The 18,752-nt window shown below is 44.1% G+C and carries 11 protein-coding genes; all 11 read left to right on the top strand.

The window, feature by feature from the left end; translation table 11 throughout:
• Positions 1-70: 70 nt before the first annotated feature.
• The 11 genes from CSX02_RS03300 (at position 71) to CSX02_RS03250 (ending at position 18,640) form a co-directional block, all read left to right on the top strand.
• Complete coding sequence (locus CSX02_RS03300) at positions 71-988, top strand: LysR family transcriptional regulator (protein ID WP_099385631.1); 918 nt, start codon at positions 71-73, stop codon at positions 986-988.
• A gap of 86 nt (positions 989-1,074) precedes the next feature.
• The gene (locus tag CSX02_RS03295) at positions 1,075-2,598 is read left to right on the top strand and encodes a sensor domain-containing diguanylate cyclase (RefSeq protein ID WP_189281319.1); all 1,524 of its coding nucleotides are present in this window, start codon (positions 1,075-1,077) and stop codon (positions 2,596-2,598) included.
• Positions 2,582-3,253 carry a DNA alkylation repair protein gene (locus CSX02_RS03290; protein ID WP_099385629.1) on the top strand — a complete coding sequence of 224 codons (672 nt, stop codon included), beginning with the start codon at positions 2,582-2,584 and terminating at the stop codon, positions 3,251-3,253. The genes CSX02_RS03295 and CSX02_RS03290 overlap by 17 nt, the downstream gene beginning before the upstream one ends.
• A gap of 168 nt (positions 3,254-3,421) precedes the next feature.
• Positions 3,422-5,224, top strand: a complete 1,803-nt coding sequence (locus CSX02_RS03285; RefSeq protein WP_099385628.1) for an ABC transporter ATP-binding protein — start codon at positions 3,422-3,424, stop codon at positions 5,222-5,224.
• Positions 5,225-6,970 carry an ABC transporter ATP-binding protein gene (locus CSX02_RS03280; protein WP_099385627.1) on the top strand — a complete coding sequence of 582 codons (1,746 nt, stop codon included), beginning with the start codon at positions 5,225-5,227 and terminating at the stop codon, positions 6,968-6,970.
• A 130-nt stretch (positions 6,971-7,100) separates the two neighbouring features.
• Positions 7,101-8,240 carry a GGDEF domain-containing protein gene (locus CSX02_RS03275; protein WP_099385626.1) on the top strand — a complete coding sequence of 380 codons (1,140 nt, stop codon included), beginning with the start codon at positions 7,101-7,103 and terminating at the stop codon, positions 8,238-8,240.
• A gap of 12 nt (positions 8,241-8,252) precedes the next feature.
• Positions 8,253-9,332, top strand: coding sequence for a MocR-like pyridoxine biosynthesis transcription factor PdxR (gene pdxR, locus CSX02_RS03270; protein WP_099385625.1), 1,080 nt, complete (start codon positions 8,253-8,255; stop codon positions 9,330-9,332).
• 32 nt (positions 9,333-9,364) lie between these two features.
• The gene (locus CSX02_RS03265) at positions 9,365-11,521 is read left to right on the top strand and encodes an HD domain-containing phosphohydrolase (protein ID WP_242970404.1); all 2,157 of its coding nucleotides are present in this window, start codon (positions 9,365-9,367) and stop codon (positions 11,519-11,521) included.
• Between the two features lie 17 nt (positions 11,522-11,538).
• Complete coding sequence (locus tag CSX02_RS03260) at positions 11,539-15,747, top strand: hybrid sensor histidine kinase/response regulator (RefSeq protein WP_099385623.1); 4,209 nt, start codon at positions 11,539-11,541, stop codon at positions 15,745-15,747.
• Between the two features lie 4 nt (positions 15,748-15,751).
• The gene (locus tag CSX02_RS03255; protein WP_099385622.1) at positions 15,752-18,124 is read left to right on the top strand and encodes an HD domain-containing phosphohydrolase; all 2,373 of its coding nucleotides are present in this window, start codon (positions 15,752-15,754) and stop codon (positions 18,122-18,124) included.
• Between the two features lie 39 nt (positions 18,125-18,163).
• Complete coding sequence (locus CSX02_RS03250; RefSeq protein WP_189281317.1) at positions 18,164-18,640, top strand: Fur family transcriptional regulator; 477 nt, start codon at positions 18,164-18,166, stop codon at positions 18,638-18,640.
• Positions 18,641-18,752: the final 112 nt, after the last annotated feature.

Genomic DNA, 18,752 nt, shown 5'->3' with positions numbered 1-18,752 from the left:
GAAATAAGACATTTGTTAATAAATGTGTTAGCATTTTATCCAAACAAAAAAGTGATATGAGGGATTATGAATGACACTGCAACAGCTACGCTATGCAATGGTTGTGGCACAAACAGGCTCTATGAACAAGGCAGCAGAGAGTCTTTTTATATCACAGCCTACACTTACCAATACAATAAGAGGTCTTGAAGAAGAGTCGGGAATAACGATCTTCAATAGAACCAATAAGGGGGTTAACCTTACAGCTGAAGGATCTGACTTCCTATTTTATGCAAAGAAAGTTTGTGATCAGTATGATCAGCTCATATGGCGATATGATGGCAAAGGGAATGCCAGAAAAATATTCAGCGTTTCGACACAACATTATTCCTTTGTGTGTGAAGCATTTTCAGATACTGTTAAAGACTATGATGCTTCAACATATCATTTTTCAATTCTTGAAACGACTACTTCCAAGGTAATAGAAGATGTAAGCACATCAGCAAGCGAGGTTGGGGTTTTGTTTCTTAGTGATTTCAATAAGGAGGCCTTAAAGAAACTTTTTGTAGATCATTCTCTGACATATAAGAAGATTGTAAGTTGCAGATTTTATGTATATCTGGGAAAAAATCATCCGCTTGCAGACAGAGACATCATAGACTATGAAGATATCACAAAATATCCTCTTTTAACCTATGAGCAGGGAAAGGATAGTCCTTTGTATATGGCGGAGGAGATTTTTGGAGAGCAGGATTATCCGTATTCGATAAAGGTTTCGGACAGAGCATCCATGCTTCAGATTATGAATAAACTGAACGGATTTACTTTTTGTTCGGGAGCTGTCAGAGGCGCCGTAGGATGGAGTGATTATAAGATTATCCCGCTTAGAGAAAGCGCACACCTTCCGTATAGCTATATGGAAATTGGTTATATACATAAAGATGGACTTAGCCAGATTGGCAAAAGATTTGTAGAGGAGCTCTATAAGGCAGCTCCATCAGAAGAATAAGTGATAAGTAACAAGCATGTTTTTTCCAATATATTAATGGTATAATATATGATATCAATATGAATGATAAGGACAAAGGAAAAAATATGTTAAAAAGACCATTTATTCCAAAACTGGACCCGGATGTCAGACAACTGATGGATGAAACAGGGACCAGACATATCGAATATGTCTCTTTGATTGTGGTATTTTTTGAGACATTTTCGCTTGCGCTGTTTATGCTGACAAGAAAGAACTTTGGCAAAGAGGAGTGGGGCAGCTTTTCCAGCGTTCTTTTTTGCATTATATCTTCGTTTATCGTATTCTTAAGCACCAGACATATTTTAAAGAATAAGGTTATCAATCATGTCCAGGTTGTGATTCTTAACATCTGCTATTATCTTGTGATGTCAATCTGGTCTATGTGGAGCTCTTACCGCAGATATGCGAACGGAGAGCAGATACTTACTTTTTATGCTGTAGAGATTATGCTTGTCTGTTTTATTACGCTCAAACCATGGATTGGTATTGTTTTGAGCCTAATCGTATATGCGTTTGTCTATGAATTGCTGTATCAAATCGACGGTGCTGCCGGCATCAATACCATCAATTATTCGATTCTTACTTTGATTTCTATGGTTGGTATGGGCGTTCGCTATCATTTTTTGATGTGGACTGCTGAGGCAAGCGTGAAACTGGAAAGAGCAAAAAATGATGAGATTCAGGACAAGATTAATGTCCTTAGGGCAATCGCGAATATTTATGACAGAGTGAATCTGATTGACTTTAAGGATAATACGGAAATGTCTGTGCGGGATGGAGACGCGGTTAAGAAGAAACTGAATCTGCAAACGCAGACGCATACAGCAATGACAGCAAATCTGTTTCATCGGGTTATGCCGGATCAGATAGAAGAATTTAATCAATTTACGGATATTACAACAGTCAGGGAACGGCTGGGCAAAAAAAGGCTAATCAGTAAGGATTTTATTGATGTGAAGGACGGATGGTTCAGAGCACAGTATATCCCTGTGGAAATGGACGAAAATGGAATTCCGGAAAGAATTGTTTTCACAACACGAGATGTGGATGATGAGAAAAAGCATGAAGAATGGCTTGTCAGAATTGCAATGACGGATGAGCTGACCAGACTGTTTAACCGCCGAAGCTATGATGAGGATTTAAAAGTATATCGCGAGCAGGGAATGGATGAAGATTTTGCAATTCTCTCAGCGGATGTCAATGGATTAAAGATGGTGAATGACACATTGGGACATGTTGCGGGTGATGAACTGATTAAAGCGGCTGCAGACTGCCTTTTACTTACTGTGGGAAAGAAAGGCAAGGTTTATAGAACCGGTGGAGATGAATTTATGGCAATTCTCCATACGGATGATGTGGATACAATCATTAATCAGGTCATGACGACAGCAGCGCAGTGGCAGGGAGAATATGCAAAAGAACTTTCCATTTCTCTCGGCTATGCTGCCGCTAAGAATCATAAAGAATTAGATATTCATGAGTTAGAAAAAAGAGCTGACAGTGAAATGTATCAGGCCAAGGCAAAGTATTATGAGCGCAAAGGCATTGATCGCAGACATGGAGAATCAGACAATGACAGTAATCGATAGACTGGTTGCGGCAAGAGATGAAACCTATCGTACATTTCAGGTGAAACTGGTGCCGAATATTGATGCGGACAAAATCATCGGAGTCAGGACTCCAGAATTGCGAAAAATCGCAAAAGAAGTATTTGCAAGCGAGGACTGTGATGCATTTCTGCAGACATTGCCACATACTTATTATGAGGAAAATCTGATTCACTTTTTTATAGTGGCGATGATCAGGGATTTTGACACCTGCATTCAGAAAGTGGAAGCATTTTTGCCCTATGTGGACTGCTGGCCACTGTCGGATCAGGCGACACCGAAATGTTTTAAGAAAAATCATGAAAGACTGTTGCCGTATATCAAAAAGTGGATTGCGTCAGAACATGTCTATACTGCCAGATTCGGAATGCGTATGTTGATGAATGAATTCTTGGACGAAGATTTCCGCGAGGAATATCCGGAACTGGTTGCCGAAAAAAACGGTGAAGATTATTATCTGAAAATGATGATTGCCTGGTATTTTGCAACCGCGCTTGCAAAGCAGTATGACAAGACAATTCCTTATCTCGAAAAACACAGGCTGGAAGACTGGGTTCATCGAAAAACCATACAGAAAGCCATCGAAAGCTACCGTGTATCGGATGAACACAAGAAATATCTGTTGACCTTAAGATAATGACATACGGATTGCCTGCAAGCCCTAGGATGTCCTTGACAAGTTAGTGGACACTAACTATAATGAATACAGTTAGTGCCCACTAACTTTATTTTATGCACATGGGTTAGTTGGAACTAACCAACGTAACAGAGTCCGATAAAAAATAGATGAGTCAAGGAGGTAGTTATGAAAAAGTCGGGACGAAAAAGTGATTTGGCAATCCTGCTGGATTATGCCGGAAATTACAGGGTATTGACCTACATAGGGTTGTTTTTATCAGCCATCGCCATGGTACTGGGAATGTTGCCGTATCTGTGCATATGGCTGGTTATGAGAGGGTTGATTACTGTCGCACCAAATTGGTCACAGGCGACAGATATCGGAAGATACGGATGGATGGCATTTGCGTTTGCATTTGCAGGGATTCTCTTTTATTTTGCGGCATTGATGTGTACACATCTGGCAGCGTTTAGGACTGCTTCGAATATACGCAAGCAGGGAATGACACATTTGATGAAAACACCGCTGGGATTTTTTGATTCGAATGCATCCGGGTTATTGAGGAACCGTCTGGATGGAGCTGCATCTGAAACAGAGACACTCCTGGCACACAATCTTGCGGATATCGTCGGAAGCGTTACGATGTTTTTGGGCATGGTTGTCATGATGTTTGTCTTTGATTGGAGAATGGGAACCGCCTGTTTGCTGGCAGCAGTGATTTCTGTTGTTGCGATGTTCACAATGATGGGGGGCAAAAATGCAAAGATGATGCAGGAATATCAGGTGGCACAGGATTATATGAGCAAAGCCGGAACCGAATATGTACGCGGCATTCCGGTTGTGAAAGTATTCCAGCAAACTGTATATTCATTTAAAGCATTTAAAGATGCCATCGAGGATTACAGCACGAAAGCAGAGGAATATACAGACGGCGTCTGCAGAGTCCCACAGTCTGTGAATCTGACATTTACCGCCGGCGCATTTATTTTCCTGGTGCCGGCAGCAATTCTGATTGCACCGGGGGCATTATCTGCAGGCAATTTTGCTGCATTTGTTACCAATTTTGCATTCTATGCAGTCTTCTCCGCAATCGTATCCACCGCACTTGCAAGAATTATGTTTGCAGCAAGCGGCATGATGCTCGCAAGTACCGCGCTCGGAAGAATCTCACAGGTGATGGATGCACCGGTATTAAAACAGACGAATCATCCGAAGCTGCCAAAGGATAACAGCATCGAATTCAGGGATGTTTCCTTTACATACGACGGGGCGGATGTGCCGGCGATCGATCATGTTTCCTTTGCAGTAGAGCCGGGACAGACAGTTGCACTGGTCGGCCCTTCCGGTGGAGGAAAGACGACTGCGGCAAGTCTGATTCCGCGTTTCTGGGATGTCACATCCGGAAGCGTTCTGGTGGGACAGGTGGATGTCAGACAGACCAATCCGCATGAGCTGATGAATCGCATCGCATTTGTATTTCAAAATAACCGGCTGTTCAAAGCCAGCATCTATGAAAATGTTAAAATCGCAAGACCTGATGCGACCAGGGAGGAAGTGCAACGCGCATTATCTGCCGCACAATGTGATGATATTCTCGCAAAATTGCCAGAGGGAATGGATACTGTAATCGGCACGGAAGGAACTTACCTTTCCGGAGGAGAACAGCAGCGAGTGGCACTTGCCCGGGCAATTTTAAAGGATGCGCCGATAGTGGTTTTGGATGAGGCGACAGCATTTGCAGATCCGGAAAACGAATCTCTGATTCAAAAAGCTTTTGCAACATTGACAAAGGGACGGACCGTAATTATGATTGCACATCGCTTATCAACGGTGACCGGAGCGGACAAGATCATTGTGCTCGATGAGGGAAAAGTGGTAGAAGAAGGAACACATGCGCAGCTAAAACAGCAAAACGGCATGTATGCACGCATGTGGGCGGACTATAATCAGGCAGTGAAATGGCGCATTTCTACAGGGGAGGCAGTATAAATGTTTGGAAAAGAATTTCAAAGAAAATATGCTTTGACAGAGAAGGGAATCCGTAATACAAAACAGGCCACGGTGTGGACGGTGATAGCAAATCTGATTGTCATGGGTGGCATGGGAATCCTGTATCTGATGATGGAAAAATATATGGATACCCTGACCAACGGGGCAGGGCTTCCGAAACCATGGGTATTTTTGTTGATGGTAGTGGGCTTTGTCGTACTGGCATTGCTTGCACATTTGCAACAGTACAGAGCAACTTACGGGCTGGTTTATGGAGAGGTCAAGGATGTGCGCATCTCACTTGCGGAGCGAATGAGAAAACTTCCGCTGGGATTCTTTGGCAAGCGCGATATGGCTGATTTGACGGAGACCATTATGGGAGATGTGAATCGACTCGAGCATGTCTGGTCTCACTGCCTGGGATATCTGTATGGCTCTTATATCTCAACAGCTGTGGTTGCAATTATGATGATTGCATTTGACTGGAGACTTGCCATTGCATGTCTTTGGGGTGTACCGGTGGCATTTATTCTATTGTTTGGAAGCCGCAAAATCAATAAGCGCAACTCTGAAATTACCAAGCAGGCCGGCATTACGGTGGCAGATGGAATCCAGGAGACGATTGAAAATATACGGGAAATCAGAGCAACCAATCAGGAAGAAAAGTTTTTGGATGAATTAAATGCAAAAATCGATGCGCATGAAAAAAAGATGATTGCGGGCGAATTATCCTGCGGGATTTTTGTGAATGCGGCAAGTGTGATTATGCGACTGGGTGTGGCAACGACCATCCTTACCGGAGCAAAACTGATTTTGGACGGACAGATTGATTTTATGGTACTGTTTATGTTCATGCTTGCCATCACAAGAGTGTATGCACCGTTTGATCAGGCATTGGCGCTGATTGCGGAGATGCTGGTGTCTCAGGTGTCTGCATCGAGACTGAATGAAATTCATGAGATGAAGATTGCAGAAGGCAAAAAGTCTTTTGATACAGACGGACATGATATTGTATTTGAAAATGTGGGATTTTCTTATGACAACAATCAGGTTTTGAAGCAGGTCAGCTTTACCGCAAAAGAAGGAGAAATCACTGCGCTGGTTGGTCCTTCCGGCTCCGGCAAGAGTACCTGTGCCAGACTGGCTGCCAGACTTTGGGATATCAATGAGGGCAGCATTAAAGTCGGCGGAGTGGATATCAATTCGGTGGATCCGGAAGTGTTGCTCAGCGATTACTCGATGGTATTTCAGAATGTGGTATTGTTTGACGATACCATCATGGAAAATATCCGTTTGGGCAAACATGGTGCAACAGATGAAGAAGTCATTGCAGCAGCGCGTGCGGCAAATTGTGATGAATTTGTCGAAAAACTGCCAAACGGTTATATGACTTCGATTGGAGAGAATGGTGCGAAACTTTCCGGAGGAGAGAGACAGCGCATTTCAATTGCCAGAGCATTGTTAAAAGATGCACCGATTGTATTGCTCGATGAAGCGACGGCTTCGCTTGATGTCGAGAATGAGACCAAAGTGCAGTCTGCACTTTCACGTCTGTTAAAAGGCAAGACGGTTCTGGTTATCGCACATCGCATGCGAACCGTGGAAGCGGCTGACAAAATCGTGGTACTTGCGGATGGCAAGGTCGCGGAGGAAGGCACTCCTTCAGAATTATTGGCCAAAGAAAACGGCATTTTCCGGCATATGACCGAATTGCAGAGTGACAATGCACAATGGAATATTGCCTAGAACAGAATAGAGATAACGGGAAAGAAGCTGCAGAGCATGCGGCTTCTTTTTTCGTTGAGAAGACCGGCAAATTCAGTTATAATTGACTTACGAGAGAGAACGTGAAATAGGAATAGGAACAGGAGATTTTATGAACAGAATTTTGGTTGCTGCAAATCTGATAGCGGCTCTTTTTATTGTTGTCATTGCGATAGGTTTATATCAGGTGCCAAAAAAAGCGTTGAAACCAACCAGGCGTTTCCGTTACTGCATGTGGATGACCTTCGCCGGTTTAATGGTTGAGATTGTGACATGCGTCTTAGAGGGCAGGAGTGAATGGAATCTGCTCCTCTGTGGCTCTAATTATCTTGCATCCATTCTGACAGACTGCATTGTCATTACCTATTCATTCTATTTGTATGATTTGATATCTGAAAGCAGTAAGACATTTACAAAGCGGTTTGCGTATGCAGTGTCTGCTTTGTGTTTGCTCGATATATGTATTCTTACGGTGTTGACGTTGTCAGGAAAGCTGTTTCATATCCAAAATGGCTATTTTGAAGCCGGTTCCTGCTATTCCTATATGGGAGTCATCCCGGGGATTTGCTTTATTGCCATGATATTTCTTTATATCTTCGAATTTAGAAATTTTCGTATTCAAAACAAAATTTTTGTGGTTTTAATAGTATTGGTTCCGGTACTCGGCTCAATTATCTTGACAATGGATAAAAACATACGATACGGATACATGGTATCGGCATTATCAATGAATGTGATTTATGTCATTATCCAGTCAAGACTGGTGGCTGAGGCGGCTGCTGATGCCAGACTCTATAATGAGATTTCCTGCCGGGATTATTTGACAGAACTTCGCAACCGGCGCGGATTTCAGGAATATATGGATTCGGTAGACGAGCACAAGGAAATCGGAATTGCTTTCATCGATATCAATTCCCTGAAAGAAACCAATGATACGCAGGGACATGAAGCCGGTGACAGATTGATCAGACGTGTTGCAGAACTCATCAGAAAAGGAATCCCGACCGGAATTCCATGCCGAATCAGTGGCGATGAGTTTATCTGTGTGATTGAAAATATATCAGACAAAAAACTGTCAGAATTAATGGATGGATTCAGACAGCTGCTGAGGCAGAATGAACGGATTGCAGCAGTGGGATATGCACATGGTCAAAAGAAGCAAATCGGGGAACTGATCAAAGCCTCGGAGCAGATGATGTATGAAGATAAGGAAGATTATTACAGAGAAACAGGACGAAACAGACGCAGATAAAGGGAATATAAGATGGGATATCTGATTGACAGAAAGAAGTATAAATCTGCCTATATTGCATTATATGCATTATTAAAAAAAGATATTGTGGACAACATTTATCCATACGGGAGCAAGCTACCCTCCAAACGAATGCTTGCTGCGGAAACCGGATTGAGTGTGATTACGGTAAAGAATGCATATGAACTGCTTTGTGAAGAGGGATATGTCGAGAGTGTAGAGCGAAGCGGATATTATGTGATTTTTAAAAGCGAAGACGGATTTGTGCAGACCGGACAGGTACAGTTACACAGCCGGATTGCAACCGGCCAGGAACTGACTTTCCCGTATTCTGTTTTGGCGCGCACCATGCGACGTGTCATGAGTGACTATCAGGAGGATATTTTGGATGCATCCCCAAATTGCGGGAGAGAGGAATTGCGCGAAGCAATTCGAGTCTATCTGGCGCGCAATCGTGACATCCATGTGGATCTCAATCAGATTATTATCGGATCCGGTGCAGAATATTTATATAGTATGATTGTCGGAATATTGGGCAATGAGGCTATCTATGCATTGGAGTCACCATCATATGAAAAGATTGAAAAAATATATCGGACAGCAGGGGTGACCTGTGACATGTTGCCACTCGGTGCGGATGGCATTCAAAGCGAAGCACTGGCAAAAACCGATGCGACCGTGATGCATGTCTCTCCTTATCGCAGTTATCCGACCGGTATTAAGGCTTCTGCATCCAAACGATTTGAATATATCCGCTGGGCAAAGAGACCGGGACATTATCTGGTGGAGGACGATTACGAATCTGAATTTTCGGTTTCGAACAAACCGGAAGAGACGTTGTTTGCTCTTTCAAAAGATGATAATGTGATTTATATCAACACCTTTTCCAAGACGATTTCGCCGTCTCTTCGAATGGGTTATATGGTTTTGCCGAAGCATCTGGTCGAACGATATGAACAGCGTCTGGGGTTTTATTCCTGCACGGTTCCGACCTTTGAACAGCTCGTGATTGCCAGCCTGATTACCAATGGAGATTTCGAGCGACATATCAATCGCGTACGGCGTGATAAGAGAAGGAAAAGCATGACGTAAACTGCTTGGGGTAAGCAATGGAGGTGTTTTGAGTGGGGGCAAAAAGGAGTAAGGCAGCCAGAGACAGTATGTTTCGGGCTTGTTCGGTTATGATTGGAATCGGAGTCAATGTATTGTTGTCTCTGATTGGATACCGTCTTCAGATTCCTCTTTATCTGGATTCGACCGGTATCATAGTGCTTTCTGTTCTGGGGGGATATTTCCCGGGGATTTTTACGGCTGTAGCATCCAATATGATTTTCAGCCTGTTTAGTCCTCATTATATTTATTTTGGAACCGTAAACGCATTGATTGCAATCTATACGGTTTGGTTCGTGCGGCGCAAAAAGAAATTAAATTATCAAAATGTGCTGATCTATATTCTTGTAATAGGTACAGGTTCGGGAATACTCAGTGCCATCATTCAGTGGGGCCTGTTTAACAAACCGGAGAGTCAGTCGCTTGTATTGTTGATGGAAGCGATGGCATCAAGCACCGGAATCCCGGATTTTCTATGTTTTATTCCTGCAAATATCATTGTGAATATCGCGGATAAGTCGATTGGACTGTTATTGGCACTTATCATCCTGCATTTTGTTCCGGAAAGGGTTCGTATGCGCATCAAAGAAAGCGGATGGCGGCAAAAACCTTTGTCAGATCTGGAACGCGAAAATCTCGAGAACTGGAAGGGAACGACCAGAATAACCATTAAAGTGCGAATTGCAATCATGCTTACTGTAATGACATTGGCCTCTGCATTGTTCACCGGGGGGGTTGGAATCCGTCTTTATTTTGAAAATGAGCGGAATGAGCGTACCCATATCGTAGAGACGGCCGCAAAATTTGCTGCGGGACAGGTGGATCCGGAGAAGATCGGGGAATATATTGCAGACGGAAGAGATGTGAGTGGCTATGAAGAGACAGAGGAGATGCTATACAATATCCGTGAAAATGCATCCGGTGTTGTCTATCTATCCATCATAAAATATGAAGAAGACAATAAAATTTATGTATTTGACCTGGACGGACTGGAGAATGATGAGCGATATGAAAATGAACTTGGATATAGTCCGGGAGATATTTTGCCGCTTGAGGATGCAGTGCGCCCGTATCAGGAAGATTTGTTAAGTGGAAAGGCAATTCCGGTCATTGAAACCAAAAATGTATGGTCCTGGTCTGTTTCGGCATATTCGCCGATTGTCAATGAACTCGGCCAGTGTGTTGCCTATGCGAGAGCAGAAGCATCTGTGGATTATCTTGTAGGCTATATGCGCAATTTCCAGCGCCGTGTTTTGATGGTGATTTCGGGAGTTTTGATTCTGCTTCTGGCGGTGGGACTTTGGTCTACGAGTATCAATACTACATATCCGATTAAGAGTATCGGAATGAGTCTTGAGAATATTGTAAAAGCGGAGTCCGATCAGGCTCAGATGGATGAGGCTGTCCGGCAATTGCGTGCAATCGATATACGCACGGGTGATGAACTGGAGAAACTCTATCATGAGATTTGTGATATGGCGGTGCATCAGACCGAACAATTGCGCAGTATCCGCAGATTTTCAGAACATACGGCAAAGATGCAGGACGGATTGATCATTACAATGGCGGACCTCGTGGAAAACCGTGATTCCGACACGGGTGCCCATATCCAAAAGACTGCGGCATATGTCAGAATCATTGTGGAAGGCTTGCAAAAGAAGGGATATTATGCCGGAAAAATCGATTCCAAATTCATCTCGGATGTCGTGCGAAGTGCGCCGCTTCATGATATTGGAAAAATCAACATCTCGGACAGCATCTTAAACAAACCGGGCAAATTGACAGAAGAGGAATATGAAGTAATAAAGACCCATACCATTGCAGGAAAGCGGATTATGGAGAAGGCCATCGACACCATCGGCGGAGAAAATTATCTGAAAGAAGCGAGAAATATGGCTGCTTACCACCATGAGAGATGGGATGGCAACGGATATCCGGAAGGATTGCACGGGGAGGTAATTCCATTGTCTGCGCGTATTATGGCGGTAGCGGATGTGTTTGATGCCCTGACTTCTTCTAGGGTATATAAGAAGGCATTTTCTCTCGAACAGGCAATCTCGATGTTACAGGACGGAGCCGGTTCGCAGTTTGATCCAAAATGCGTGGAAGTATTTGTGGATGCGATTCCGGAAATCAAAATCATCCTGCGCAAATATAACAAAAAGTATTAGATGGAGGTGGCTGATTCATGAAATGCAGAAAAATTCAATGTGCAGCAGTTCTGTTGGCCGTGTCCATCGGGCTTACGGCAGCAGTTCCGCTAGGCGCAAAAACACAGGATGACTCAGGTAGGGGAGGCGGCTATGCTGTTACCGGACAATTATCGGGGGTAGACTATTCGACCAAGATTTATGATTCATCAAATGGCCTGCCGACATCGGATGCGATGTGCATTATGACTGCGCAGGATGGCTATATCTGGATCGGTGGATATGGAGGTGTACTCCGATATGACGGTACGGAATTTGAACTGCTCAATCCGAACAACGGTCTGACAAGTGCCCGCTATATCTATGAGGACATATACGGAAGAGTCTGGGTTGGCACCAATGACAATGGAGTTGTGGTCATCGACGGAGAGGACCAGACACATTTGACTTATCGCGATGGGCTGCCGTCATCGTCGATTCGTTCGTTTGCCGAAGATGACAACGGAAATGTATTTGTCGGTACCACGTCCGGAATCTGCTATGTGGACAGTGAGATGAAAGTGCATTTGCTTTCGCATCAGCTTTTGGATGATGAACGGATTCTAAAGCTCGAGCAGGATGAAAACGGACGCATATTCGGACAGACGTCAAGCGGCATTATTTTTTGCATTGTCAATTGCAAAATCACAAATCTGTATACCAGTGAAACACTTGCAATGGATAAAATTACCACATTTATGGTGGATCATCAGAATGAAGGATATCTTTATCTCGGAACCGGTGAAACAGATCTGTATTATGGCAAATTCGGAGACCATGCGTCTCAAATGACCAAGCTGTCCGTCGCACCATTGTCCGATATTCATTGGATGAGCTATGAATGTGGCAGGCTGTGGGTTGCTTCCACTTCGCAGGTCGGATATTTCAATGCAAATCAAAAATTTGTTTTGCTGGATCATATCCCTCTGCAAAGCGGAATTGAAATGATGACATCGGACTATCAGGGCAATATGTGGTTTGCTTCTTCCACACAGGGTGTGATGAAGATTGTGACCAACAACTTTGTTGATGTGAGTGGAAAGGCCGGCTTGCCGCGGGATGTGACCAATGCTGTCTGCCTGCAGTCAAATCATTTGTGGATTGGAACCGATAACGGATTGTTTATTCTGGATGAGAATCAAAAACCGGTCACAAATGCGCTCACGGAATATCTGAAGGGCTCGCGTGTTCGCTCTGTGATTGAGGACAGTGATCATAATATCTGGATTGGCACATATACCAATGATATCGGGCTGATTTGCTATCGGACAGATGGCAGTATGCAGCAATGGACGACGGAAGACGGGCTTCCGGACAATCAGGTGCGCTGTATTGCTTTTTCAAAAACAGGTGCGACTCTGGTCGGAACAAACGGAGGCCTGGCCGTAATCGAAAAGGGCAAGATTACCAGAACCGTCAGCAGCAAAGACGGGATTAAAAACACAGTATTCCTTACCGTGGCAGAAGACAAAGACGGAGTCATTTTTGTGGGAACCGATGGGGACGGAATTTATGCAATCAAAAAGGCCGAGATTACGCATTTGAATCGGGACAACGGTCTGACCAGTGATGTGGTTATGAAAATCATCAGAGATGATGAGCATGAAACCTTTTGGATTGTAACTTCGAACTCCATTGAAACTTTTAAAGACGGCAATATGCGGGAAATTAAGAGTTTTCCAAACAATAACAATTATGATATCAGCTTTGATAATCAGGGGATAGCATGGGTCTTGTCTTCCTATGGACTGTTTTCGGTGAAGGCAGAGGATTTGCTGAACGACACAATCGAAGAATTCAATTTGTATACGATTTCAAATGGACTGCCGTATGCGATGACCGGACTGGCGGTGAATTACAAGGATGCAGAAGGCAATCTGTATATACCGGGTCGGTACGGAGTCATCAGGGTCAATATCAATCAGTTTTATGAAGAAACTGCACAAATCAAAATCTGTATCAAATCCATCATCTCTGATGATGAAATAATTCTGCCCGATGAGAAGGGTGTTTATCATCTGCCTGTTTCCAACGGGCGTGTCCGGATTGCGGCATCCGTAATGGATTATACCCTGTTGAATCCGACGGTGCGTATGTATTTGGAACAAGGTCCGGATGATGGAATCACAGCGAATCAAACTGATTTGCAGGCGCTTGAATATACGCGCCTCCGTTATGGAAAATACAAATTGCATATTCAGGTCATCAATCATTCGACAGGAAATGTAATACAGGAAGAAGTATATGAACTGGTGAAGCGGCCGACCTTAAATGATCTGATTTTTATCCGTGTTCTTCTCGGAATTTTGATTGCTGTGATTGCGGGTATCGTGGTATGGCGTATTCTGAAATCCACTGTCATCCGACGCCAATATGACGAAATCCGTCAGGCAAAAGAAGATGCAGAGCGGGCAAATATGGCAAAATCAAGATTCCTTGCCAATATGTCACATGAAATCCGTACTCCGATCAATACGATTATGGGTATGAATGAGATGATGATGAGAGAAGATGCGACCGATGTGCCGAAAGGCTATTTCCTCGCTATGATGAATTACGGGTTCGATATTCGGAATGCGTCCGAATCCCTGCTTGGATTGATCAATGATTTGCTTGACATATCCAAGATTGAGTCGGGCAAAATGCATGTGGTGGAACAAAATTATGATGTGCAAAACATGCTCCGCTCCATTGTGTCCATGATTCGTGTGCGCAGTACCGAAAAAGAACTGCAGTTTGATGTGGTCGTTGATGAACTGATTCCAAAGACACTGTACGGAGATGAAGGCAAGATCAAACAGATTGTCCTGAATCTTTTGACGAATGCGGTGAAATATACCGAGGTGGGCGGATTTGTGCTCGGTGTTACCATGGATGAGCGCAGAGATGATGTGGCTTATTTGCGATTCTATGTCAAGGATACGGGAATCGGTGTCCGCGAAGAGGATATGGATAAGCTGTTTTCAGCCTATGAACGATTGGATGAAGAAAAGAATTCCGGCATTCAGGGAACCGGCCTCGGACTCGACATTTCAAGAAAGTTTGCAGAGCTGATGGGCGGCAACCTCTGGTGCGAGAGTGTGTATGGAGAAGGTTCCGAATTTATTCTGACACTGACGCAAAAGATCGTCGACGAAACTCCGCTCGGTGTGTTCATTGAGCGTGATGATTCAAAGAAGAGCGGACCTTATGTACCTCAATTTATCGCACCGGATGCAGATATTCTTGTGGTGGATGACAACCCGATGAATTTGAATGTCATTACGGGATTGCTGAAAGCAACAAAGGTATTTGTCACGACCTCTTCAAGCGGCGAAGATGCGCTCGAAAAAATCAGGGATTCGCACTTTGATGTGGTTCTCCTGGATCATATGATGCCGGGAATGGATGGAATTGAAACGGTCGCAAGAATCCGTGAAATGGATCAGAATCTGCCGGTATATGCGCTGACCGCAAACGCAACGGCAGGCGAAGCCTTCTACAAATCAAAAGGTTTCAATGGATATCTTTCTAAACCGGTTGACAGTGAAGTCCTCGAAAAAACGATTATGCAGCATTTGCCGGAGCATATGATCGAAAAGCCTACGCGGGAAGATGCGGTTGTCGAACTGACCGAAATGCCGGAAGACAAGATGTGGCTTTATCAGGTGGATGGAATAGATGTGGAAGAGGGAATCAAAAATTCGGGAGGCATTTCCGGATATCTGTTCTCACTGGATCTGTTCCTTGATACGATTGACGAGAATGCGAAGGTAATCCGCGATGCCTTTGACCAGCAGAATTATCGTCTCTATACCATCAAGGTACATGCACTGAAGAGCTCCGCAAGAATCATTGGTGCACAGAATCTGTCGCATATGGCAGAGGCACTCGAGGCCGCGGGAAATCGTCAGGATGTGGATTACATTATCGAAAATACCGGATTGCTGCTGGATGATTATCTGGAATACAAGGACAAACTTCAGGACATCAAGAAGAAAACCATACAGGAAGATCTTGAACCAATCGATCCGGCCGAGCTGGAGGATGCTTATCAGGCTCTGGCAGAGATGATTGATATGATGGATTATGATGCGGTTGAAATGATTCTGGAGCAGCTTTCACACAATGCACTGCCGGAAGACGACAGAGCATTCATGGATACGATTGCGCAGCTGCTGAAAAAACTCGATTGGGACGGATTGGAAGCAAAGATAAAGGAGCATTGAGCAAATGTTTGAATTCATTAGAACAAACCAATTGAATATCATGTTTATCCTCTCTGTTGCATGCATGACAATTGCCGTTCTGCTGTTGATTACGGATTTCATTTCGAAGCGGCGTAAGCGGATTTTGATTATGATGGAACTGACAGCTACATTTTTGCTGTACTTTGACCGCATGGCTTATGTTTATTCCGGCAAACCGGACGGTGTAGGCTATGTGATGTCTCGCGTGAGCAATTTTGCTGTTTTTTTCCTGACATCCGTAATTGTATGGGTATTCAACCGCTATCTGCGAGATTTGTTGCAGGTGGAGGGCAAGGTTGAGAAAATCCCGAAACGCGTGCAATTCGTAAATGTGATATCGATCATGGGTATGATTATGGTTGTAATCTCGCAGTTCACACACTGGTATTACAGCATCGATGCCAATAACATTTATCATCGCGGACCGTTGTTTTTGCTGTGTTACGTAGTCCCTGTCGTCGGCCCGCTGGTACAGTATACCGTTGTCCATGAATACAGGAAGTCGTTTGGTAAGCTGATTTATACTGCATTGAGTCTGTATATTTTCGTGCCAATCGTCGTTGCAATTATCCAGATTTTTGCATACGGTATTTCCATCGTCAATATGGCAATGGTAATCGTATCCATTTTGATGTATGTATTTGCACATCTCGATATCAACCAGACGGTAAAGCGTGCGCACAAACTTGAGATGAACGAATTGCAGGAAGAAAAGAAAAGTATGAAGCGTCTGTTCGATCAGACGGCAACTGCTTTCGTTATTGCGGTTGAAAAGCGCGATGCCTATGCCGAAGGCCATGCGGAGCGTGTGGCAGATTATGCCAGAAAGCTTGCAGTTATGCTGGGCAAAAACGAGGAACAGGCAGATGAAGTATATTATGCAGCGCTGTTGCATGATGTCGGTATGATTGCCATACCGGATTCCCTGATCGGCCGAAAAGACAATCTGACAGAAGAGGAGCTGGCAATTCAAAAGAACCGCCCGATCATCAGTGGAGAGATTCTGGCCAATATCAAAGAATATCCATATTTGCGCGAGGCAGCATTATACTGTCATGAACGCTATGACGGAACCGGTTATCCAACCGGAATGCAAGGCAAGACCATCCCGGAAATCGCGCGGATCATTGCCGTGGCGGATGCGTTTGATTCGATGACATCCCAAAAGCAGTATCGCGATGCGCTGCCATACTTGACTGTTCGTGAGGAATTCATCAAAGAGGCCGGAAGCAGGTTTGATCCGGACATCGCCGACTTGATGGTGCAATTGATGGACCGCGAATATACGCGCACCGAGCAGAACGAAGTGCTCGAATTGCAGGACCATTTGTCCTGCAACGAATACCGTGAGGAGGTCACCGTCGGAATCCCGCTGGGAACAGAGGCAATACAGATTATGTTTACATGTAAGCCGAAGAATACAGCCACCGGTCAATTTTCATCTCCGTCCATCATTTTGTTTGATTCCTATGATCGTCAGGTCCATGACAATCAAAAAGCAATCGAGGCATATCATTATGTGGAATATGGTGAAATCTGGTTTGACGGCCATTATATTTCCACCAGTGCACGAAATATAGAAGTCAATGTAATGGAAAATCATGCGGCTCAATCGGAGGATGGCGCAGAACAGTATATTATTTCTGGAGGCAGATTTGAGGATCATGTCTCAATCACAATGACCAGTGCAAAATATACCGTGGATATTATTATTGCTTTGCCGGATAAATCAAAAGCCTCATTCATTGGTCTGACTGGCGAACACTGCGAGTTGGAGCAGATCAGTGTCGAACCGACCGGTGTACATGTAACGGAAGGCGAAATCAAGAAAATCGTCGAGGCAATTAACTACATCGATCGAATGGAATCCGACATCCCGAATGTGCAGATTGACAGACCACGCATCGCATCAACCGAGGGCATCCCGGTAAAAGAAGACTTACATGTGGCATTCCATACTATGAGTTTGCCGTCGGCCAGCCATATGTGGCACTGCCCGTATATTATTCTGTTTTATTCGGATGACGGGCGCGTCAACGGCAAAGGCTACGAAGAATATGTACTTCTGAAATTAAATGGTGAGGAAACCGGCGGCGAAGACTACGTTGAAAACAAATTTATCATGAAAAAATCAGAAGATTTCCCGGGCTGGGAACAGTGGAAAGAAATCAACAAAGTCGGCATGGAATCCGCATTTGACGTAACGCGAAAAGGCAACCATGTCACAATCTCCACAAACAATCTGGGCATCTACATGGAAAACACGACAATCATGAAAGATGCTTCAAAACCTGTCTATGTCGCATTGACCGGCGACCAGGTCGCACTGACCGATATCCGAATCCGCAACCGGTAATGAATGCGTGTATTTGCGATAGGAGGTTGCATTTGTGATATGCGTTCGCATATAATAGAATGCATGAAAGGCGAATACAAAACCAAATCAAGAAATCTGATTATCGATTATTTGAAAGCGCATGCAGATCGGCGTTTTACAGCACATGATCTGACAAAAGAATTTGAAGCACAGGGCGAGCGCGTCGATCGCTCCACTATTTATCGAAACCTGGAACGATTGAGCCGAGAAGGAACGCTGGTTCGCTACAAGGAGAATGCAACCAATGCGACCTGCTTTCAATATTCGGAGATGCACGGACAATGCCACAGCCATATTCATGCGCAATGCGAAGTGTGTGGGAAAATCTATCATTTAAAAAATGACATTTTCCGTTCTGCCGAGAAAAAATTGCATGAGCAATATGGCATCAGCCTGGATTTTGGTCATACCATTCTCTCCGCAGTCTGTGATTCCTGCAAGGCGCAGGAAAAAATAAGCAATAAAACAAGCGATAAAATAAGTAATAAAAAATAAGATTCAACTCAGTCGGAGAAATCCCCCACCTCTAAGCGTTAGCGTAGGTGGAGGTTATGACAAACTATACTCAGTCGGGGTACAAGCTCCGACTGAGTTAAACGCTCCGCGA

Origin of the sequence: Agathobacter ruminis (genome assembly GCF_002735305.1) — a bacterium.
Lineage (GTDB): Bacteria > Bacillota > Clostridia > Lachnospirales > Lachnospiraceae > Roseburia > Roseburia ruminis.
This window is presented reverse-complemented; position numbering and strand designations above follow the sequence as displayed.